Source organism: Vibrio sp. TRT 2004 (assembly GCF_050113735.1).
Classification (GTDB): Bacteria; Pseudomonadota; Gammaproteobacteria; order Enterobacterales; family Vibrionaceae; genus Vibrio.
In genome coordinates this window covers 1-20,396 of the sequence record NZ_JBNJOH010000001.1, presented here as the reverse complement: position 1 = coordinate 20,396, position 20,396 = coordinate 1, and the positions used below count along the sequence as shown (strand labels likewise).

Sequence of the window (20,396 nt, the reverse complement as noted above, 5' to 3'; positions counted from 1 at the left end):
TTGCACAATTTAGTTAACACGCCGTTAAATACCACAAAAAAGCAGTGACAGCGGTCACATCTACACATCCCCTGCACTATTTTGCTTTCTTATTTTTTCATTCGCCTGCTAACCTCCTGCTCGCCTTGAAATGAACTCAGGGTGCATAACTATAAGGAGTGTTCTCTATGAATACCAAGAAGCCAATGTCGTTAACCAGCCGTGTTATTCTCGGTATGGTAGCGGGTATCTTGACAGGATTTGCGATTCGCAGCCTATTTGCTGACAACGGATTTGTCGATGCATATATTGTTAATGGATTATTTGAAGTCGGTGGACAGATCTTTGTCGCCAGCTTAAAAATGCTTGTTGTACCACTGGTGTTTGTTTCACTGGTTTGCGGTACTAGCTCATTAAAAGACCTTTCTACTTTGGGTCGTATGGGAGGCAAAACCCTTGCTTTCTATATCGCTACCACGGCAGTTGCTATCACATTAGCACTGACTATGGGTAACCTATTCCAACCGGGTGCAGGCGCTGACCTAACAGCGGCAAGCTCATTCAAATCTGCTGAAGCTCCGTCGCTTGGTCAGGTGATCATTGATATGTTCCCGACTAACCCAATTAGCGCAATGGCTGAAGGTAAAACCCTTCAGGTCATCGTGTTTGCCGTGCTATTCGGTATTGCGATCAGTGCAGCAGGTAAACCAGGCGAACGCATCGCTTCATTTTTCTCTGATTTGAATGACGTGATCATGAAGCTGGTTGCGATTCTGATGAATCTGGCACCATACGGTGTATTCTTCCTGATGGCGAAGCTGTTTACAGGTCTGGGCTTAAGTGCAATTGTTAACTTGGCAGAGTACTTCCTCGTACTGGCTGGCACGCTACTTTTGCATGGTTTGGTGACTTACAGCCTGATGCTGAAAGGCTTTACTGGTCTTAGCCCAATCACCTTCCTTAAGAAGATGGAAGACGCAATTATGTTCGCTTTCTCGACGGCGTCTTCAAATGCAACGATTCCTGTGACAATGGAAACGGCTAAGAACCGCATGGGTGTTGAGAACCGTGTGTCATCGTTTACCGTACCATTAGGTGCAACGGTGAACATGGACGGTACTGCAATCATGCAAGGTGTTGCGACTGCATTTATCGCACAGGCGTTCAACATTGACCTGACGATGGGTGATTACCTGATGGTTATCCTCACAGCAACCCTAGCCTCTATCGGCACGGCAGGTGTTCCAGGCGTTGGTCTAGTTATGCTAGCAATGGTACTAAACCAAGTAGGTCTACCGCTGGAAGGTATCGCACTGATCATGGGGGTTGACCGTCTACTCGATATGATTCGTACTGCTGTTAACATCACAGGTGACAGCGCAGTCACCATCATTGTTGCTAAATCTGAAGGTGCGCTTGATGAATCTCGCTTCAACGACCCAATGGCAGGTGCGGCTGAAGAAGAAGTTCACTTAAAACGCTCTGAAGCTTAATCGCTAACCCGCGTCAGACAAACTAAAACGCCTCGATATCACTATCGAGGCGTTTTTTATTTATCGACCTACATTACTTGGTTGGCATTGGCAGAATTTCAAACATGCCGTCAAAGTCATCTAAGGAAGCCGTCAGTTGATTAATCAGGTCCGCATTACCATTGATTGTCACTTTGCCAGACTTCAACAATTGATCGAGAGATGCTTTCCCCAACACCATTTCTGTCATGTCAGTCTTATTGATCACTAACTCTACATCCGTGTTTGGCATCGTCTCAACGGCGATGTTCGCCATATTGGAATTCGATACTTCGCCAAAATAACGCTCATTGATGTCTGGATGGTGGATACCAAAGCTAAAGTCCAACCCTGCCTGCTCTGCTTTTTCTGCATTCAGTCGCACCGCTAAAAAGTCGAGGAACATACCGGTTGGTGTATTGGCAATCACATCTGCTGAGGCCAGTTTAATCGAAGGTTGTACTTTACCGGTTCTTAACTCTACAGCACCTTGCAGATACGAGTTGCGCCATGCCATTGTCTCTGATTGATAGCCTTGTTGTTCAAAGCTATCTGCAAGCGCAAAACGGTAATTAATGTTATCCGGCTGACACTGCACCAAGTCATTAAACAATTGTGACGCTTGCTGGTATTCACCTTTGCTGTAGTGTGCCTGACCTGCTTTGTACAACGTGTCAGCGCCTGCGGCGGCTACATAAACACAAGACTTATCCTTAGTTTGCAACGGATTGGTGTTCACTGGGTTCATGTCGTGATAGCCAAGATACAAATTCACCACAGCACGAGCGTTGTGACTGTATGAACCGTGGTAACCATTGGTGTGCCAAGTTTGTAACTGGGACTCTGGAATGATCTTTTCTATTTCACGCCCTACGTCATGAATCGTCACACCATGGTTTGCCAAACGCATCGCCTGATTATGGATAAAGCCATAATTGTCACGCTGAAGCGTCATGTAGTCCGAGATCTCATTGTTCTCCGTATTCGCTTCATTCCACACTGGCGCTGAGTGTGCCGCATGAATATTATCGACCAATCCGCTATCAACATAACGCAGTTTTAGCTCAGTAAGATATTTAGTCCATACTAAGGCATCACGAACTTTAGCCCCTCGGAATGTGTAGATATTGTGCATACCGTCATAAGTGAGTTCTGCTGTGTTTAGGGAACGATATTTGGGAACGTAAAGCACAATTTCAGCTGGTGCTTCCGCACCGGGCATATTGATCGCGTGAAGTTCAAGGCCATCAATAGTAATGACTTTCTCACGTTCTGAGATTTCTTGGGTTGGTGCAACCAAAGTCACTTCTCCGCGCGAAGTGCCCAAGCCAAGAGCATTATCAACAATACCCTGAGGGTTGTTATCTAAAGTGGTACCGTATTGGTAGTTAGCACGGCGACTCATCGCGGTACCCGCTATCACATTTTCATCTGCCAGCTCTTTAATAAAGTCGTTTGGTGCATAGATCGGCGCACCTTCAATGAAATCACCAGACTCTATGATGCCTCGAGAGCCGCCAAAATGGTCAGCGTGCATATGCGAATAGATCATACCGGTAATCTTGTGTTCACCATTGACCTTTGGCAGATGCATTTTGGCAAATTCCCATGAGGCAGCGGCGGCTTGCTTGGATAACAAAGGATCATGAATAACATAGCCATTATCAGTGCGGTAGATAGTCATGTTGGACAGATCCGCGCCTCGGACTTGGTAGACACCATCCGTCACTTGATACAGACCACCAGCCGCATAGTTGAGCATCCCCTGACGCCAAATAGACGGGTTTACCGTTGCTGGCAGTTGTTCAAGATTCATCTCCGCCATGTAATCAAAGCGCTTTTTTAACTCGCCAGCCTGATGACTACCAAATTCCGCAATAAGACCTTTCTTGGTGCGCTCAAATGCTGATACATCTTGCCAAGGCAGTTGTTTAGCAAGTTCTTGGTTTGCACTCTTAGTATGCTCAGTCGCAGGGTTGCCTTGGTACGTTTCTAAACTGGCATAGTCAGCCAGAGCAGAGTGTGAAACGATAAGTGCCAATGAAATCGCTGAGGGTAAAAAACGTCGAGTCATAGGGAGCCTCATAGTGTCTCGTTATTGGGTACAAATGTACTTTATTCAATTGACACATCTAAATACATGCATGTAACTTTATTTGAAACATCGCATTTTGTTATGTATTGAAGGAACCAGAATGAGCAATGACAACATTGACCTCAATTTGCTGAAAATATTCATTACCGTTTATCAACAGCGTTCGATTACTCTTGCCGCTGAGGTATTGGGATTAACCCAGCCAGGTGTTAGTGGTGTCTTGAAACGTTTGCAGAAACAACTCGGCGTTCAACTGTTTGTTCGAGCTGGTCGCGGAATTGCGCCTACCCATCAGGCACAAGAGTTAGTGCGCCAAATTGAACCTGCGCTGAGTCAGATTCATAACGCGATACAAGGTATTGAAGCATTTTCTACCGAGCATTCACGTCGTTTTGTGGTCTACACAACAGAGCCCATCATGCTTACCTTACTGCCGAAAATCGATGCGGATAAGGAACTGGGGAACGTTGAAATCGAACTACATCCAACCTTGTCGAGTGAAGAGAAACTGATCAACAACCTCAATCGACAACAAGCCGATCTCGCGATTGATTTTGCCAACTACTCTGCCCCTTCATTCTTTTCTGAGTTCTTGTTTGACGATCAAATCTGCATCATTGCCCGCCGGGGACATCCAAGGATTAATAAGTCAGTCGATCTCCGACAATTTTACGAAGAGAAGCACGTTACACTAAAGATGAGAAGGGAACAGGCTTACCTCGCCGACTATTTCACCGAAGAGTCAATTGGTGAGAGACGAGTTGCTGCGGAGTGCGACTCGCTAGTGTCGCAGATGACCATGATTTCCAACAGTGACTGCCTCGCCGCTGTGGTTAAAAGCCTTGCCAACCAGTTTGCAGATAGACTCGATTTACAAGTTATGGATGCACCTTTCACCAGTATCCCTGTCAAATATCGCTTAATGGCCCACAATCGAATGAAATTCAATCCAGCCAACCAATGGCTACGTAATAAACTCAAATCCTACTTCATTAGCGGGTAAATATTTCTTACACAAGGAATATCCTGACAATAATAATGGAACCGACCCATAAAAATAGAGGTTTAACTAATTTATACTTCACTAACTTAGTAATTGTCTTTATTTAAATTAAATGAAGGTTTTTTTACAACACTCGTTCAAATATCACCACATTTAACTGTATACATTCATCATCCCAAGAAGGGATAAGCAATGAAACGACTGAAATTTAACAAATATTTAACTTAGATACTGAGCCAACATAATTAACAATTAGGTTATCAATATTAGCTAGCCATGTATCAATACTGCCTACGTGGTTATCTAATAACGACTTAATAGCCTTCTGTTTATTTTCCTTATCACTGGGCACTATCATTTATTTTATTAATTGAGATAGAAAACACAATTGTAGGAAAAAACAGAATTAATTAGCACAATGATTACATAGAGGTGTTTTTGTGATGCCGAGAAATAAAACACTCAATGCTATAGCTATCCTTGCAAGCTTAGCTTTTATTAACACTGCGCAAGCGAACATTAACGAACCGCAAGGCAGAGCTGTCCAGATGCTTAGTAGCCTTCAAGATAGCAGCCAAGTGAGATATTTTAATGCGGATTATTGGCTCACCAATGAGAACAATATCCCATCCATGAAGACAGTTAATGATGACATTTTAAATCAAAATCATCGCTATCTTGTCGATTTCAGCATGATTGAAGACGAGGAGCAAAAACAACAAGCGAAATCAATGTTGAGGCAACAAATTGGCTTAACTTTTGACAGTGACTTTCTCATAGTCAGTAGATACAAAGGGAAGTTAATGTTCTCTCCTGTCGATAGTGAAGATGATCCTAACGTGAGTAATTTGGAACTGAGTACTGAGACCGATACGTCTTCATTCGCTCGGTCGGAAAACACTGCGGCTCTTCCACACGTAGCATTTTATTTAAACGTCAATCGACGGATAACATTCGATGAATGTCGATTTCAAAAATCCCGACTTTTTGGTTCACCCAACTCTAAAAAGTACCTTTGTAGTTATCCTAATATATCTTTGATTTATCGAGTTAGTCTCGCACGTTCATTGCAATATGGTACAACAGGTTCAGCAACTCCCGACGCAAAAATCGTTCGTATTAGCTTAGATGACGAATCGTCCGGCGCTGGAATTAACCTAAACAATAAACTCGATACTCATAGGACATATAATCGGACGTCAGCTACGTCAAATGCTTACGACACAGAATGGGTAACTGACGCTATCGCTGAAGATTATCGATTCACATTTAATGCTTCGAATAGCAAAGCGCAGGTATTAAAAACATTCCCCAGATCCAACATCAACTCACAATATGAAGTAAGAGAAGTATCTGGTTTCGAACTGGGGATATCCGGCAACTTAGAAAACGCTAAGAGAAAACTAGAAGCTAAAGCGAGTTATAATCAGAGCCGTTGGCTAACCTTTAACACGTCCGATTATCGTGTTGAACGTAACACCAATGGGCCAAGAAACATAACTTTCAAGTGGAACCGAGAGCAATTTCGGACCGCAGCCTCTTTGATGAACAAACGAACCGATACAGTGTTTGTATGGGATAGATATCCTGTTGATCTCAACCGTATAAGCCCGATTTCGTACTCAGGTTTTGTCCCAAAAATGGATGTTATCTATAAAGCCAATGCAAACGAGACAGGAACCACACGCTTTACAATTGAGTCTTCGGTCAACATGCGTCCATTCTATCACGGGCGTTATTACCACTATTACTTCTTTGGCAATCACTTTTCCTACCATAGTTTTGAAGACACTCCACGCCGAAGAGTTGGTGTTAACACCAGCTTCACCGTCGATTGGACACACCCTGTATTTACGGGAGGTCGACCTGTCAATCTACAACTTGCGAGTTTTAATAACCGATGTATTCAAACGAGTAGCAACGGTACGCTAAGCACGCGCAATTGTCTTTCTAATAGTGCTCAACAATCATTTATCTATGATCAGTTTGGTCGCTACGTGAGCACAACCAACAAGAAATGTCTCGACGGAGAGTCACTGGGTAGATTGCAGCCCTGTGCGATGAAATTAAGCCAGCGCTGGGAGTGGTTAGAAAACAGTGACAACCTGAACAATGTCTTTTTTGACCAAAAGCTTGGACACGATAAAACCACAGGTAATCTCGGTTTATATGACTATGACGACTCACAAGTCAGTGTAAGGACGATGACTTCTTTTACCAACCTCTTTAACTAATATTTCGCCATATAAGTTACACTACAGACAAAAAGATCCCCCCTGACTCTAATGTCAGGGGGGGATCTTTTCCTCTATAAGCAATAACTCTACTTGTTATCGCCACAAAAAAAACAAACATTTAGATCACAAATGTTTAATGAATACAATCGGATCCAACTTATCTCACATAACCACAGCTAAATCCTCTCTAGAATAGTTTTACGATAACAACAATCAGCTTTCCAAGGAGTGAAAGTATGAAATTGCAGTGGTCCCTTTTTGTCACCCTCTTTTTGCTACCTTTTTCAACATTTGCTGCTTCCTCGAACACACAAGTTTTACCATTAACCCAATCCACCATTGGTTATGCATCGCTCATCATCTTCGCTATCGCCTATACCTTGGTGATGCTAGAGGAGTACCTGCAGCTAAGGAAATCAAAACCTGTATTACTTGCCGCAGGCTTAATCTGGGCAATGATTGGTTACGTCTATTCCCAATACGATCAGGTTGAAGTTGCTAAGGCTGCGTTGGAACATAACCTGCTTGAGTATGCGGAGTTATTGCTGTTTTTGTTAGTTGCGATGACCTACATCAGCGCAATGGAAGAGAGGCGGCTGTTCGATGCACTTCAGGCTTGGATGGTCGGCAAAGGATTTAACTTTAAATCACTCTTTTGGCTAACCGGTATTCTCGCCTTCTTTATTTCACCGATCGCCGATAACCTGACCACCGCACTGCTAATGTGCGCAGTCGTGATGAAAGTTGCAGGCGATAATACCAAATTCATTAATCTAGCCTGTATCAACATCGTTATCGCGGCCAATGCCGGAGGTGCCTTCAGTCCATTTGGTGATATCACCACTCTAATGGTTTGGCAGGCAGGGCACGTCTCGTTTGGAGAGTTCATGCCCTTGTTTGTACCCTCCGTCATCAACTACCTTGTGCCAGCGTTTATTATGTCGTTCTTCATTCCTAAGACTCGCCCAGATGTCGTCCACCAACATGTCGAGCTAAAACGAGGAGCTAGGCGCATCGTCTTTTTGTTTGTTCTTACCATAGCAACAGCGGTTGCTTTTCATGCTGTCCTGCACTTTCCGCCCGTGGTCGGTATGATGATGGGGCTCGCCTATCTGCAATTTTTCGGATTCTTCTTGCGCAAAACCCTTAAAGCTTCTCTACATAAAAAAGCAGCGCGGGCAATAGAAAATCGAGATGATCATGCGTTAAAACGTTTAGGCTCAGTGGTGCCTTTTGACGTGTTCCGACGCGTCTCTCATGCAGAATGGGACACGTTGTTATTTTTCTATGGCGTCGTGATGTGCGTTGGCGGCCTGAACCTTCTAGGCTATTTAGGTATGATCTCTGAAGTCATGTATACCCAATGGGATCCGGTGCTAGCGAACGTGATGGTCGGAATACTTTCTGCCATTGTCGATAATATCCCAGTGATGTTTGCGGTATTGACCATGGAGCCAGTCATGAGTATGGGCAACTGGTTATTGGTCACTCTTACTGCTGGTGTGGGAGGAAGCTTATTGTCGATAGGCTCAGCAGCAGGTGTAGCATTGATGGGAGCGGCGCATGGAAAATACACCTTCTTTGGTCACTTGAAATGGCTGCCAGTCATCGCGATGGGCTACGTGGCTAGTATTGCTGCCCATCTATTGCTAAATGGTGCTCTCTTTACTTAATCACTTCAGCGGGCAAAGGAGAGAAATCTCTCTTTTGCCACGTACTGGCCAACTGGTATTTCGCACACACGTTGCACGTCAGTAACTCGTTATCGCCGTGAATTCGCATTACGATGTCTTCACGCTTCTCCTTCGAGCTATTGCGCATCTGGATGGTCAGATAGTTATCTTTCACTTCAAACGTTTTTATCACATCCAGATGGTTCTCCTTGATAAAAGTCACTTGAGCGTCTTTAAATTCCAGCAGATCACTGTTGTACTGGTTTTCGAAGACCCCTTCAAACGAATACGTTTGCTTGTTGAGAATACGTTCAGTCTTCTCTTCTGAACACCCCATTAGGGCGGCTGGCAATAAACCACACACCAACAACGCAGTACTTTTTATCCGTGTTACCATTCCATCACTCCGATTGCTCTAACTGCAAAAGCTGCGCTTTGCGTTCTACGCCTCCTGCGTACCCTGTTAGCTTACCACTTTTTCCAATCACCCTGTGACACGGTACAATCACAGAAACAGGATTTTTACCATTCGCTAACCCTACGGCTCTAACAGCCTTGGGGTTACCAATCGCATTAGCAAGATCCTGATAGCTCCAGGTTTCTCCATATGGAATAGTGGCTAGCGCCTTCCAAACTTGAGTCTGAAATACGGTGCCTTTGGCTGCAACAGGAAGATCAAAATTGGTACGAGAGCCAGAGAAATACTCAGTCAATTGGACAACCGCTTGGCAAAGAATGGGGTTGTCTTCCGTGTAGATCCCCAAACTGTCTGGCTGAGTCGTTTGAGTTTCAAACCAAGCACCGACTAGCCCCTCTTGGTTCGCTTGCAGCATCATGACACCTAATGGTGATTGAAATGTGGTGTAGTAGTTTGTCATGCGTGACTCCAACAATGAAAGGTTGCGTAGCTTCCCCAAGGAGAAACTGCATTCGTAGTGAGGTTGGGGAAAGCCTTGAGTGCTTTTTTCACCACTAGGTCACTCTCCAAAAAACAGTTAGGTTCTGAAGCGCCTCGTAAACGCGCATAGTTCATCGTCCATGGTCCGATTCCCTTTAATTCAAGCCAGGACTCCGGTGGCGCATCAGGGTGACAGGTCATGTAGGCAGCAAATCTTGCCAGCGTATCCTTGCGGCTTTGAGGCATCCGCAAGAATGATAAATCTGCACCGTTCACTTCACTCGGAGTGGGGAAATGCGTGACGCCATCTGGCTGCAAAGTGGTTGCCAGCAAGTTCAATTGCCCAATGGCGGCTTTGATAGAGACCTGTTGACCAAGAATTGCCCTGACCCCCGCTTCCCAAGGACTCCAAACCCCAGGGATACGAATACCCGATTGCTTGATTAGCTTTGGCTCGATGTCATGTAAATGTTTCTCGATCAGTAACAAGTCACTGTCGAGATCGAACATACGCCGAACCTGATTAACCAACGACCTCAGGCACGAAATATCATCGAGTTTAAACTGCAATCTTACAATGCCCGTTTTGGGGTTTGATACACAAAACCAACCGGCTTGCCCTTCCAACTCGAAGCAACGTTGATAGTCGTCTGCCCCCACCCGTTCCAATCCGTCGATCGCTCTCAAACGATAGAAATCGAGCATGTGCTGCCAATCAAAGGGGCCTCGGTAAGCAAGATCGATATGATTCGTCTCTGCACAAGCCACCAAATCCTTCTTTATCTGGGACGGTGTCAATTTCAGCTGCTGCTTGAACGCATCATTAAAACGACGAAGACTATTGAATCCACTCGCCAAAGCAACCTCTGTCACGGAGAGACGGCTGGTATGCAGCAACTGCTTCGCGAACATCAATTGATAACACAGCGCGTATTGCTTGGGGGACATGCCAATATAGTGGCTGAACAACTTACGTAGATAGCGGTCTGAGATCCCGAGTCGCTCAGAGAGTTCGACTAAAGAAGCGTGTTGCAAAGCGCCTTGTTCAATTAACTTAACCGCACGCTGAAATGTCGCCTCGACGCCTTTCCATGCCCAAGAACTTGGCGCACTATCTGGGCGGCAGCGTAAACAAGGTCGATAACCCGCCTGCAATGCGAGGGCCTTATCAAAAAAGTACTCGACGTTTTCTTCCTTGGGTAGATTTGCTGGGCAAATCGGTCGACAAAAGATTCCTGTGGTTTTCACTGCCACGTAAAAACACCCATCAAAACGGCTGTCTCTTGCCATTCTCGCGTTATGGCAATCTTTTTTTGTCAAAAATGTCATTCCCTGAGCCATCATTTTTCCGATACGCTTCAAACTGTTATTTAAATTCTAAATCGGATAACAATAAATACTAGCCATTTTCGGCACTCAATGAGATTGCGAAGCCATTTTCCTCATCTAAAGTTATAGATGAAACCTTAAAAAATAATAAGGAAGTTGGCTATGCATCTACACTCTTGCACTGTTGTGCTTAAAAGCGATCTCACTATGACATGCGATAATGTTGAACAAATCTTAGGCATTATTGACCAACACGGCCCCATCAATATCGACAAAATTTTAATTGATGCCTTCGATGGTCAGTCGATACGTCGCTATCATGAATTAACGATTGAGGAGTCAATTGAGAGCTTAATGAGCCTTTAAAAGCAGTAGTCGCAAGGTAGCGTTAGCAGCTATCTTGTCCAACATAGATACAATAAAGCCTCGCATTAGCGAGGCTTTGATTTAAAGCGAGTTATTCAGCGACGGAAAAATCTGCCATCTGCTGCAAGCTATATGCAGTGACTGGGTCAATCGTTTTCACCAACTCTTCCACTTGCTTAATCGCATCTACCGAACTGCTCGCTTTACGATAGCTGAGGTAGATAGGACGATACCAATCCTCAACTCCCTGAACTTTGAACAGCTGTCCACTTGCTAAGAAGGGCTCGACGAGGGAGATTGGTAAGTAAGCACTTCCACCTTTTTCAAGGATGAATTCCAAAGCAATTCTGGCTGTAGATGTACGTAAGTAAGGCGCTGCGATTCTAGCGTGACGCTCCGCGTGCTCAGAGGCAAACTTCGTCCCCCAGTCAACATAGACATACTTATCTTCAAATACCGTATCTAACGCATCTTGCTTAGTCGAGACCAGCACAAGCACGACATCGGCGACTTTTTTACAGTGAAGTTCATCTGCTTTAATTTGATCAAAGGCGAAAGCCATATCGAGGGTGCGTTCTTGCAATTGACGAGTTAATGCTTCGCGGCCCAAGATCTCAGCCATAAAGCCATAACCTTCAAATTCATCGGTCACTAGGCTGAGACAGTTCTGAAGATAGGCATCCCACACATTGGCAGTACCACCTAAAGTTAATTGCAGGGCTTTGCCACTTTCCAACGAAAGTTCCAGTTTAGCCTGTTGTAAAGTACTCACCATGACTTCGGCATAACCGATGAGTCGTTCACCAGAAGAGGTCAACTTGATGTTGTTTCGGTCTCGAATAAATAGCTGGGTATCAAAGTAGCTTTCAAGTTGTTTAATGCGGGCACTAACAGCCGCTTGGGTGATGTACAGATTCTCTGCCGCTTTGCCAAAATGTCTGACTTGAGCCAGTTCTAAAAACGTTCTAAAGACTTTTACGTCCATTGGTTTTCCTCTACCGACAATCTTGCAATGTTAGCAAGTTCGATGAATTCTTATAATCTTCAGGTCACTAAAGTGTTATCTAAATTTAATAAAACTATTCAATAGTAATGATAAAAAGGTTTTGTTTTTCTTTTGTTAATTTTACGCCTAACTTTCGCTCTAGGTCACCCATTTAGGATCAATTAGAGGCTAACAAAATGTCTGACACCGAATTTCGTCATGGCAAAAAACGTTTTTACGACAATACTAAGTTCCCACGAGGATTCGCTAAGTCTGGCGATTTTACGCTTGCTGAGGAAGAAATTCTAACGCTTTATGGCGACACTATGCTTGGCTTAGAGTCTGGTGATTTAACGCCTGAAAACGCCGAAGAGAAACATTTTGTCAAAGTATTAGTCCATCCAGGCAAAGCGAAATCAAAACTTGAGCGTGTATGGCTTAAATATGTTCAGTTAGCTCGTGGCCGCAAGCGTTTCCATACTCTAAATGGCCGCAATAAACCTGAAGCAGGCGCTGATGACTACTCAGAAGACGCAAGCTTAGTAGAAGAAGATTAAGCACCAAATTAAAAGCCCTGAGCGCAATACGTTCAGGGCTTTGTCTATTTAGCGAGCATCGCCACTTTCTTAAGAAAGCTGTCACGCAGATGTTCTTGGTCATAGTCGAGGTGGTAGGTGTTGTGAAAACCAACTTTTAACTCGACGCCATTCCCCCGCATATAGACGTTATAGCCATCATAGTCGGAGAATGCCTCCACCCCTTCATATATTTTACCGTGCTCAGTTGGCGTTCCATTCGCCATAACGGTTTCATATGCCATAAGAATTTTGCTCGGATCAAGTTCGTTTTTCATCCCCAACCTCCTTTATTTCACACTGAAAGTATGAGCAGAAATGGCCTATTTAGCCAATCCGAACCTTGAGCCGTATCAAAATCTAGACGTTTTTGTCTTCTCTAACCAATTCCGCCAAGGTCGCTAATCGTTGCTGGCTATTTTTGACATATGGGTTATCAGTATCCCAAGCATATCCAGCCAAGATTGAGCTAATCATCTCTTTAATACGCGGGTTTGGGCGCTGATAGAAGATCACATCTTGTAGTGTGCCGTTATACCAACCTTCTACGTAGGTTCTGAAGGTGTTAACGCCAACCATCAAAGGCTCAGCATACTCTTTTTGCCAATCCACGGCCTGTCCACTGAGCTGACGAACAATACAATCTGCCGCAAAGTGTGCCGATTTCATCGCAATAGTCACGCCAGAAGAGAACACTGGGTCAAGAAATTCGCCCGCGTTACCAAGCAAAGCGTAGTGCGATGTCGCAAGATGTTTAACGTTGGCTGAATAACCACCGAGTTCGCCAGCAGGGTTAGGATACTCAGCATTCGCCAACAAGCGAGCCAAACCCGGCTCCTCACTAGCCAGCTGTTCAATTGCCTCTATCTTGTCTTGTGGGTACTTGTCGAAGAACTCAGGCTCACCAACAATACCAAATGAGCACACGCCATTGGAAAAAGGAATTAGCCAGTACCAAACATCATGATTATCAGGATGGACAGAGATCAGAATCTTATTGCGGTCATACTCCATATCTTCAACGTCAATGTTGTCAACGATATGAGTGAAAATCGCTTTACGTGGTGGAAGACACGATGGCTCTTCAAGATCGAGCATTCTTGGTAGAACACGTCCAAAGCCACTGGCATCGAGCACATAATCGGCTTCTATCTGATAGGGATTACCTTGATGATCCGTGACCGTAAGCAGCGAGCGCTGGTCAATGAACTCGAGTGCCGTCAGTTCATGTTTGTAACGAATTTCGACACCTTGTTGATTCTAGAAGAGTATGAACATGCTAAGGCTCGCGGCGCTAAAATCTACGCTGAAATCATTGGCTTTGCCAGCAACTGTGATGCAGCCCATGTCACCCAACCACAGATGGAAACCATGCAAATCTGTATGGAGATGGCATTAGAAAATGCAGGCATCAAAGCGGAGCAGATCGACTATGTCTCGGCACACGGAACCGCCACTGATCGTGGTGATATCGCAGAGAGTAACGCAACAGCCAACGCACTAGGCAAGGTACCCATCAGTTCTCTAAAGAGTTATTTTGGTCATACTCTTGGGGCCTGTGGTGCGATTGAGGCGTGGTTAAGCCTAGAGATGATGCACACTGGTTGGTTCAGCCCAACATTGAACTTAGACTCTCTTGACGAGCAGTGTGGCAACCTTGATTACATCACTGGCAATGGTCGAGAGTTAGAGGTCGAATATCTGATGAGTAACAACTTCGCCTTTGGTGGCATCAACACTTCGATCATCTTTAAGAAGATCTAAGTTAACTCTCCGTGATAAAAAGATTTTTTCTTAGGTTGTCGTTCTACTCAATTAAAGCCCTCAATGAGGGCTTTAATGTCAATGTGAGCAAAAAATAACCAACTTTAGCAAAATATCTCTTTACAACCGTGTGGAATAAGGTAAGATTTATTCGCTCTGCAATTCAGAGTTATTAGTGAAACTGCAAGTCAAAAGTAAATCCTTAGAATTCCTGCGTTACCGGCGTTATCCTCTGTGTTTCCCTTAGCTTCATTGTTACATTAAATAGTTCAAATTTTCAGCGCATAAACGAAGATTAATTCAATTTATATAAGGGACAGATTATGTCTAACAAAACTACTGGTATCGTTAAATGGTTCAACGAAGAGAAAGGCTTCGGTTTCATCACTCCTGAAAACGGCGGCGCTGACGTATTCGTACACTTCCGTGCAATCGCTTCTGAAGGTTTCAAAACTCTGAAAGAAGGTCAACACGTATCTTTCGAAGTTGAACAAGGTCAAAAAGGCCCACAAGCTGCTAACGTTGTAGCTGCTTAATTTTAGATTGACCTTAGCGTCATCTATTTAAGATTAAAAAAAACCAGCCCTAGTGGCTGGTTTTTTATTTGTCGGTATTTTGCTCTACCACATCAAATCATCTGGCACGACAAAATCAGCGTATGGATCATCTTCTGCTGGAAGGTCTTCAGCTGGCGCATTCTGCTCAATGATCGCACTCTCATCACGCAATGCAATTTTCTTGGCGACACTGCTAGGAATCACAACGTAAGACTCTTCACTACGCGCAATAGACAAGATCCCTTTTGCCAGTTGATCACGAACTAAAGACTCAACATAAACAGATTTTACTAACGTGCCATCGGTAAAGTTGTACTTGATGTCACCGTCTTTAAGATCGATTTTATTCATCTCGATCAACTGTTTAATTTGCGCCTGAATTTCTTTGCTCAAGCGTTGCTCTTTCTGTTCATTGCTCAGCGCTTTATCACGTTCTTGTTGCTGACGTTTATTCTCTTCAACTGCAGCTTTGACTTCACGTGCTTGAACACGCGATTTTTTAGAACCTTTCTTCGCTTTTTTAAGCTTTTTCTCGTTCACCAAGCCCGCTTTTAGCATTTGCTCTTGGAGTGTTAATTTTGCCATGTTTCATCCAACACTATTCAATTTGTGCCCATTTTAGCGGTTCAACCTAGCCAAATAAAGGTTAGTCTTGTGATTGAATTTCACTAAGTCCAGATAAAGGCTCTAATATAACTCACAGAGTTCATATTCAATCGTGGCGACAAAATTGTTTTGTTGGACTCAAGCTAATATTTATCCGTTAATGCGCTCGACACGACGGCTTTTAACCCTATCCAGCCCCGTATCAGGTATGATTTCAGGCCATTCTGAATCATGTTTTTTTATCTCTGTCTTTGTGAGATTTGATGTGGAAAACATTTCCAAACTTGACCGTGTTCGCGCTGATTACAATGTTCACTACTGGAGCCAAGGCTTCTATGGTATCGACAATCAGGGTGAGGTGTATGTATCACCTCGCAGCGATAACGCGCACCAAATTCCATTGAGTAACATCGTTTCGCAGCTAGAGCAAAAGCAACTCAACCTGCCAGTACTAGTTCGATTCCCACAGATTTTGCACCAACGCGTGCATGGTATTTGCCAAGCGTTTAACCAAGCGATTGAAGAAAACCAATACCAAAATAACTATTTGTTGGTTTATCCAATTAAGGTTAACCAGCAAAAAGAAGTTGTTGACGAAATCCTGGAAAGTCAGGCTCAGTTGGAAACAAAACAACTTGGTCTTGAAGCTGGCAGTAAGCCTGAATTGCTCGCTGTACTCGCACTGGCGCAAAAAGCCAGCTCAGTGATCGTATGTAACGGTTACAAAGACAGAGAGTACATCCGCCTTGCCCTGATCGGCGAGAAACTGGGTCACAAAGTATTTATCGTACTAGAGAAGCTTTCTGAGCTTGATTTGGTACTAAAAGAAGCTGAAAGTTTAGGCGTTAAACCGCGCCTAGGTCTCCGCATCCGACTCGCTTCACAAGGAGCGGGCAAATGGCAATCAAGCGGTGGCGAAAAATCGAAGTTCGGCTTAGCCGCTTCTCAAGTATTGACCGTTATCGAACGCCTAAAACAGGAAGATCAGCTAGATGCAATGCAACTGGTACACTTCCACCTTGGCTCGCAAATGGCTAACATTCGCGATATCCGCAATGGCGTTAATGAGTCTGCTCGCTTTTACTGCGAACTGCGTGCTATGGGGGCTAGCATCAAATACTTCGACATTGGTGGTGGTCTAGCGATTGATTACGATGGCACTCGCAGCCAATCGTCAAACTCGATGAACTACGGTCTGATCGAGTATGCTCGCAACATCGTGAGCACTGTGGGCGACGTATGTCAGCAGTATGAACAGCCAGTTCCTGTTATTATTTCAGAGTCAGGTCGTTCTTTAACTGCTCATCATGCGGTATTGATCACGAACGTTATTGGTACGGAAGCGTATCATCCAGAGCATGTGGTTGCACCCGATGCAGAAGACCCAACTTTGCTACAAAATATGTGGCGTAGCTGGGAAAACCTCCAAGATGGCAGCGATGCACGAGCTCTGATCGAGATCTATAACGATACTCAAAGTGACTTAGCAGAAGTGCATTCTCAGTTTGCGACTGGTGTACTGAATCTTCAGCAACGTGCATGGGCAGAGCAGCTTTCGCTTCGAATTTACTTCGAACTAAGCCGCCAAATGAGCAATAAAAACCGCTTCCATCGCCCAATTCTGGACGAGCTGAACGAACGACTAGCGGATAAGTTCTTTGTCAACTTCTCGCTGTTCCAGTCTCTACCGGATGCTTGGGGTATCGATCAAGTCTTCCCTATTCTGCCTCTATCAGGTTTGGAAAATGTGGAAGACCGTCGCGCGGTCATGTTGGACATCACCTGTGACTCAGATGGTGCAATTGAACAGTACGTTGAAGGTCAAGGCATCGAAACTACCTTGCCAGTGCCCGCTTGGAACAAAGACAAACCATACTTAATGGGCTTTTTCCTCGTTGGCGCGTACCAAGAGATCCTTGGTGATATGCACAACCTATTTGGTGATACTCACAGCGCGGTTGTCACGGTTGACGACACGGGCAACACGGTCATTGAGCGTATAGACGTGGGTGATACCGTTGAGGACATGATGCGTTACGTTCATATCGACGTCGATAAGATTCGTCACCACTATCGTGAACTGGTTGCCGAGCGCGTAGAAGCGAGCGAGCAGAAAACCGTTCTAGAAGAATTAGAAGGTGGCCTAGCGGGTTACACCTATTTAGAGGATTTTTAAATGAATGATTTGTTCACTAAGACTGATTATTCACTCTACTCAAACTCGATGAGTTTTATGCGCAAGCCGTACCTGCGCAACCCTGTTTCAGCCGACGCCGATTTGGTGGTATTCGGTGTGCCGCTAGATATGGCGACATCAGGTAGACCAGGTGCACGTATGGGGCCGGATGCGATTCGTCGCGCGTCAGTCAATCTGGCTTGGGAAGGCAAAAAGTTCCCATGGAACTTCAACGTCTTCGACCGTGCGAAAGTTATCGATGCGGGCGACTTAGTGTTTGATTGTGGCGATGCTGAAGACTTCACTTACCGTTTAGAAGCGGCAACCAGTGAAATCCTAAAAAGCGGCAAGACCATGTTAGCTTTGGGTGGCGATCACTTCATCACTTTGCCGATTTTACGCGCTTACGCGAAACATCACGGAGAGATGGCTCTGATCCACTTTGACGCACATACCGATACTTATGCTAACGGCAGCAGCTATGATCACGGCACCATGTTCTATCATGCGCCAAACGAAGGGCTGATTTCACCGAAGCATTCGGTTCAGATCGGTATCCGTACTGAATACAAACAAGATGGTCACGGCTTCAACGTTATCAATGCGATGGAAGCGAACGATCTGAGCACAGAGGACATCGTAGCACGTGTTCGTGACATCATTGGTGATAAGCCAGTGTATGTAACGTTTGATATCGACTGTCTCGATCCAGCCTTCGCTCCAGGTACAGGAACACCCGTTTGTGGCGGTCTGAACTCAGATAAAGTGTTGAAGATTCTACGTGGTTTAGCTGGCATCAACGTTGTTGGCATGGACGTAGTGGAAGTCTCTCCACCTTATGACCAGAGTGACCTTACAGCGCTTGCAGGAGCAACCATTGCTCTTGAACTGATGTACGTATGGGCTTCTAATCGCGAAAGCGAATAATCTTAAAGCTCATCCATTTATCGACCAAATGCCAGCATTTTTGCTGGCATTTGTTCTATCTGTGCCGCTAGATTTATGCTCTGAAGTGTTGGGGAGTTGTTCCTGTCCAGCGTTTAAATGCTCGACGAAAATTAGCGCTATCACTGTAGCCAAGGCGAAACGCAATCTCTTCTACCGTTAAACGCGTCCCAACCAGATACTCTTTAGCCAGATCGGCACGCACTTCATTCAAAAGCTGCTGATAACTCGTGCAGCACTGTTCCAAGTGCCGTCTCAACGTTCTCTCAGAACATCCGAACTGAACCGCAAGCCGCTCGGCATCAAACCGCAGTACTAACTCATCCTGATTGAACTTCACCTGACAAGCAAAGCGCTGCTGATACTGGCGGTGATATTCAGGAGCAGCGTAAGGGAGGTGAATCGCTGTCACATTAAGCTCGCGTCCCGTTAGCCCCAAGAACAGAAAGGCTATAGAGCTAAGGAAGTACTCATCCCTCCTAGAGAAGGGGCTGCCTTCTGGGAGAGTGGCCACCCTAGGAATTTAGCGGTAGGTTGCCAAAAGCTCTACGGCTCCAACAATAAGTGGAAAAAGCAGTACGGCTATCATAAACGCTCACTATCAGAGACAGCAATGTATCGAGTTAAGCAGTTGTTCGGTGGGCGATTAAGTCTGACAAACTACAATGCTCAGGTTGGTGAAACTTACGCCATGATAAAAGCGTTAAACAAGCTCACAGGACTAGTATGCCCGAAACGATGGTGATCGCCTAACATTTAGTCATGTTAGGCGTGTTTTTAACTGAAATCGAATTAGGAAACAAAGCCGATTTTTATCTAAATCATCAGGGGATTCCTCAGAGCGGAACATCCAATAGCTCGAAGACCGAGTCGAAAACATGACAAGTGCTTGTATCAAAGTTAAATACCAAGCAATTTTTCAATAAAAGTTGAAAATATAATTCCTATATAGCTCCACATACCTAAAGCATTAACCCACATAAACACTTTAAATTTCGTTGATTTGGTTGTTGAACGCTTACGTATGAATGGGTATTTAACCCAATAATCAAAGCAACGGCTACCAATCTCCCAAGACAATTGATATTTAGGACGCATATAACCATTGTGGTCATAATACTTATCAAGATCTTTCGCTAACTGCTGATCAATAAAAATTATATGTTTTAAACTACCTAAGCTAACAACTGCACTCATAAAGACAGCTGGCACAGACCAAACAATGGCATAAGCAGAAAGCAAACCAACAACAATAGTTTCAAGATCTTTAAGAACCTCAATCACAGAAAATCCTCACCCCATTCATAAAGTTCGATTGTCTTTTCATACATGATATCTCCAATCGCTTTGCCAGTTGTTGCTCCAACGACACCGCCAACGGCCCCACCAACAACCGCTCCACCGATGGCAGCAAGAGCAAGTATCGGAGTTGAGGCCGTTACACCAACAGCAAGCACAAATAGACTAACACCAACTGTTCCGCCCTTTAGGCCTCCATACCAGCCACCAATAAACCCAACGACTTCACGAGTTGTTGTCTTGCCACACTCGCCAGTACCATCCACCTTGCACGCTTCGAAAATGTTATCGACACCGCTAACGGCCCCCACAAGTAAACCAACATAACCCACACCTCTGGCGGCAGAAATTCCAAGAGCAATATTACCAATCCGCTTCCCTAATTCTTTTACAAAGCC

General features: G+C 44.6%; 18 protein-coding genes and 4 pseudogenes. 11 read left to right on the top strand and 11 right to left on the bottom strand.

Annotation, left to right across the window (positions count from 1 at the left end):
• Positions 1-167 precede the first annotated feature (167 nt).
• Positions 168-1,472, top strand: coding sequence for a dicarboxylate/amino acid:cation symporter (locus ACQEXR_RS00110; RefSeq protein ID WP_426953176.1), 1,305 nt, complete (start codon positions 168-170; stop codon positions 1,470-1,472).
• 73 nt (positions 1,473-1,545) lie between these two features.
• On the opposite strand, the gene ACQEXR_RS00105 is transcribed toward ACQEXR_RS00110, so the two are convergent.
• Entirely contained in the window at positions 1,546-3,564 is a 2,019-nt protein-coding gene (locus tag ACQEXR_RS00105; RefSeq protein WP_427019560.1) for an alkyl/aryl-sulfatase, read from the bottom strand.
• Positions 3,565-3,685: 121 nt separating this feature from the next.
• On the opposite strand from ACQEXR_RS00105, the gene ACQEXR_RS00100 reads away from it, so the two are divergent.
• The 3 genes from ACQEXR_RS00100 to nhaD all read left to right on the top strand — a co-directional run bounded on the left by ACQEXR_RS00100 (position 3,686) and on the right by nhaD (position 8,498).
• Positions 3,686-4,588 (top strand): LysR family transcriptional regulator, encoded by a 903-nt coding sequence (locus ACQEXR_RS00100; protein WP_138970841.1) that lies wholly within the window; start codon positions 3,686-3,688, stop codon positions 4,586-4,588.
• 443 nt (positions 4,589-5,031) lie between these two features.
• On the top strand, positions 5,032-6,822 hold the full coding sequence (locus ACQEXR_RS00095; RefSeq protein ID WP_427019559.1) for a leukocidin family pore-forming toxin: 1,791 nt from the start codon (positions 5,032-5,034) through the stop codon (positions 6,820-6,822).
• A gap of 239 nt (positions 6,823-7,061) precedes the next feature.
• Positions 7,062-8,498 (top strand): sodium:proton antiporter NhaD, encoded by a 1,437-nt coding sequence (nhaD, locus tag ACQEXR_RS00090; RefSeq protein WP_331427393.1) that lies wholly within the window; start codon positions 7,062-7,064, stop codon positions 8,496-8,498.
• On the opposite strand, the gene ACQEXR_RS00085 is transcribed toward nhaD, so the two are convergent.
• From ACQEXR_RS00085 to ACQEXR_RS00075, 3 genes are read right to left on the bottom strand one after another with little or no spacing between them, the layout of a single operon-like run.
• Complete coding sequence (locus ACQEXR_RS00085; protein ID WP_427019558.1) at positions 8,491-8,895, bottom strand: hypothetical protein; 405 nt, start codon at positions 8,893-8,895, stop codon at positions 8,491-8,493. The two genes, nhaD and ACQEXR_RS00085, sit on opposite strands and share 8 nt — an antisense overlap.
• Before the next feature lie 4 nt (positions 8,896-8,899).
• Positions 8,900-9,376 carry a methylated-DNA--[protein]-cysteine S-methyltransferase gene (locus tag ACQEXR_RS00080; RefSeq protein WP_427019557.1) on the bottom strand — a complete coding sequence of 159 codons (477 nt, stop codon included), beginning with the start codon at positions 9,374-9,376 and terminating at the stop codon, positions 8,900-8,902.
• Positions 9,373-10,740, bottom strand: a complete 1,368-nt coding sequence (locus ACQEXR_RS00075; protein ID WP_427019602.1) for a DNA-3-methyladenine glycosylase 2 family protein — start codon at positions 10,738-10,740, stop codon at positions 9,373-9,375. Before ACQEXR_RS00075 ends, ACQEXR_RS00080 begins: the two co-directional genes overlap by 4 nt.
• Positions 10,741-10,887: 147 nt before the next feature.
• On the opposite strand from ACQEXR_RS00075, the gene ACQEXR_RS00070 reads away from it, so the two are divergent.
• Positions 10,888-11,091, top strand: a complete 204-nt coding sequence (locus tag ACQEXR_RS00070; protein WP_138971157.1) for a hypothetical protein — start codon at positions 10,888-10,890, stop codon at positions 11,089-11,091.
• A gap of 91 nt (positions 11,092-11,182) precedes the next feature.
• Here the strand turns inward: ACQEXR_RS00070 and ACQEXR_RS00065 are convergent, their stop codons facing one another.
• Positions 11,183-12,076 carry a LysR family transcriptional regulator gene (locus ACQEXR_RS00065; protein ID WP_138971156.1) on the bottom strand — a complete coding sequence of 298 codons (894 nt, stop codon included), beginning with the start codon at positions 12,074-12,076 and terminating at the stop codon, positions 11,183-11,185.
• Positions 12,077-12,273: 197 nt separating this feature from the next.
• On the opposite strand from ACQEXR_RS00065, the gene ACQEXR_RS00060 reads away from it, so the two are divergent.
• Positions 12,274-12,633 (top strand): DUF413 domain-containing protein, encoded by a 360-nt coding sequence (locus ACQEXR_RS00060; protein WP_138971155.1) that lies wholly within the window; start codon positions 12,274-12,276, stop codon positions 12,631-12,633.
• A gap of 44 nt (positions 12,634-12,677) precedes the next feature.
• On the opposite strand, the gene ACQEXR_RS00055 is transcribed toward ACQEXR_RS00060, so the two are convergent.
• Together ACQEXR_RS00055 and ACQEXR_RS00050 are read right to left on the bottom strand one after the other, a co-directional pair.
• Complete coding sequence (locus ACQEXR_RS00055) at positions 12,678-12,929, bottom strand: DUF3081 domain-containing protein (RefSeq protein ID WP_138971154.1); 252 nt, start codon at positions 12,927-12,929, stop codon at positions 12,678-12,680.
• A gap of 82 nt (positions 12,930-13,011) precedes the next feature.
• A pseudogene (locus tag ACQEXR_RS00050) lies at positions 13,012-13,908 on the bottom strand (NAD(P)/FAD-dependent oxidoreductase); the annotation flags it as partial.
• Between ACQEXR_RS00050 and ACQEXR_RS00045 the strand changes: the two are divergent.
• A pseudogene (locus ACQEXR_RS00045) lies at positions 13,906-14,415 on the top strand (beta-ketoacyl-ACP synthase); the annotation flags it as partial. The pseudogenes ACQEXR_RS00050 and ACQEXR_RS00045 overlap by 3 nt on opposite strands.
• 323 nt (positions 14,416-14,738) lie before the next feature.
• A complete protein-coding gene (gene cspE, locus ACQEXR_RS00040) occupies positions 14,739-14,951 on the top strand; it encodes a transcription antiterminator/RNA stability regulator CspE (RefSeq protein ID WP_138971153.1) in 213 nt (70 codons plus the stop codon).
• Positions 14,952-15,035: 84 nt separating this feature from the next.
• Here the strand turns inward: cspE and ACQEXR_RS00035 are convergent, their stop codons facing one another.
• Positions 15,036-15,557: a DUF2058 domain-containing protein gene (locus ACQEXR_RS00035; protein ID WP_138971152.1), complete on the bottom strand. Its 522-nt coding sequence runs from the start codon at positions 15,555-15,557 to the stop codon at positions 15,036-15,038.
• 229 nt (positions 15,558-15,786) lie between these two features.
• On the opposite strand from ACQEXR_RS00035, the gene speA reads away from it, so the two are divergent.
• Positions 15,787-17,754, top strand: a complete 1,968-nt coding sequence (gene speA / locus ACQEXR_RS00030) for an arginine decarboxylase (protein WP_331418257.1) — start codon at positions 15,787-15,789, stop codon at positions 17,752-17,754.
• Complete coding sequence (gene speB, locus ACQEXR_RS00025) at positions 17,755-18,681, top strand: agmatinase (protein WP_426953193.1); 927 nt, start codon at positions 17,755-17,757, stop codon at positions 18,679-18,681.
• A 73-nt stretch (positions 18,682-18,754) separates the two neighbouring features.
• Here speB and ACQEXR_RS00020 read toward each other — a convergent pair whose 3' ends face one another.
• Positions 18,755-19,111, bottom strand: coding sequence for an AraC family transcriptional regulator (locus tag ACQEXR_RS00020; RefSeq protein WP_240800879.1), 357 nt, complete (start codon positions 19,109-19,111; stop codon positions 18,755-18,757).
• A gap of 57 nt (positions 19,112-19,168) precedes the next feature.
• Between ACQEXR_RS00020 and ACQEXR_RS00015 the strand changes: the two are divergent.
• Positions 19,169-19,452 (top strand): annotated as a pseudogene (locus ACQEXR_RS00015) (IS5/IS1182 family transposase); the annotation flags it as partial.
• A 147-nt stretch (positions 19,453-19,599) separates the two neighbouring features.
• Here the strand turns inward: ACQEXR_RS00015 and ACQEXR_RS00010 are convergent.
• Both ACQEXR_RS00010 and ACQEXR_RS00005 read right to left on the bottom strand, forming a co-directional pair.
• The gene (locus tag ACQEXR_RS00010) at positions 19,600-19,983 is read right to left on the bottom strand and encodes a hypothetical protein (protein ID WP_171052139.1); all 384 of its coding nucleotides are present in this window, start codon (positions 19,981-19,983) and stop codon (positions 19,600-19,602) included.
• Positions 19,980-20,396, bottom strand: a pseudogene (locus ACQEXR_RS00005) (hypothetical protein); the annotation flags it as partial. The pseudogene ACQEXR_RS00005 and the gene ACQEXR_RS00010, both read right to left, overlap by 4 nt.

Coding starts and splice junctions, on each gene's coding strand:
- ACQEXR_RS00110 (WP_426953176.1), top strand. CDS start 168: ATGAATACCAAGAAGCCAATGTCGTTAACCAGCCGTGTTATTCTCGGT.
- ACQEXR_RS00105 (WP_427019560.1), bottom strand. CDS start 3,564: ATGACTCGACGTTTTTTACCCTCAGCGATTTCATTGGCACTTATCGTT.
- ACQEXR_RS00100 (WP_138970841.1), top strand. CDS start 3,686: ATGAGCAATGACAACATTGACCTCAATTTGCTGAAAATATTCATTACC.
- ACQEXR_RS00095 (WP_427019559.1), top strand. CDS start 5,032: ATGCCGAGAAATAAAACACTCAATGCTATAGCTATCCTTGCAAGCTTA.
- nhaD (WP_331427393.1), top strand. CDS start 7,062: ATGAAATTGCAGTGGTCCCTTTTTGTCACCCTCTTTTTGCTACCTTTT.
- ACQEXR_RS00085 (WP_427019558.1), bottom strand. CDS start 8,895: ATGGTAACACGGATAAAAAGTACTGCGTTGTTGGTGTGTGGTTTATTG.
- ACQEXR_RS00080 (WP_427019557.1), bottom strand. CDS start 9,376: ATGACAAACTACTACACCACATTTCAATCACCATTAGGTGTCATGATG.
- ACQEXR_RS00075 (WP_427019602.1), bottom strand. CDS start 10,740: ATGATGGCTCAGGGAATGACATTTTTGACAAAAAAAGATTGCCATAAC.
- ACQEXR_RS00070 (WP_138971157.1), top strand. CDS start 10,888: ATGCATCTACACTCTTGCACTGTTGTGCTTAAAAGCGATCTCACTATG.
- ACQEXR_RS00065 (WP_138971156.1), bottom strand. CDS start 12,076: ATGGACGTAAAAGTCTTTAGAACGTTTTTAGAACTGGCTCAAGTCAGA.
- ACQEXR_RS00060 (WP_138971155.1), top strand. CDS start 12,274: ATGTCTGACACCGAATTTCGTCATGGCAAAAAACGTTTTTACGACAAT.
- ACQEXR_RS00055 (WP_138971154.1), bottom strand. CDS start 12,929: ATGAAAAACGAACTTGATCCGAGCAAAATTCTTATGGCATATGAAACC.
- cspE (WP_138971153.1), top strand. CDS start 14,739: ATGTCTAACAAAACTACTGGTATCGTTAAATGGTTCAACGAAGAGAAA.
- ACQEXR_RS00035 (WP_138971152.1), bottom strand. CDS start 15,557: ATGGCAAAATTAACACTCCAAGAGCAAATGCTAAAAGCGGGCTTGGTG.
- speA (WP_331418257.1), top strand. CDS start 15,787: ATGATTTCAGGCCATTCTGAATCATGTTTTTTTATCTCTGTCTTTGTG.
- speB (WP_426953193.1), top strand. CDS start 17,755: ATGAATGATTTGTTCACTAAGACTGATTATTCACTCTACTCAAACTCG.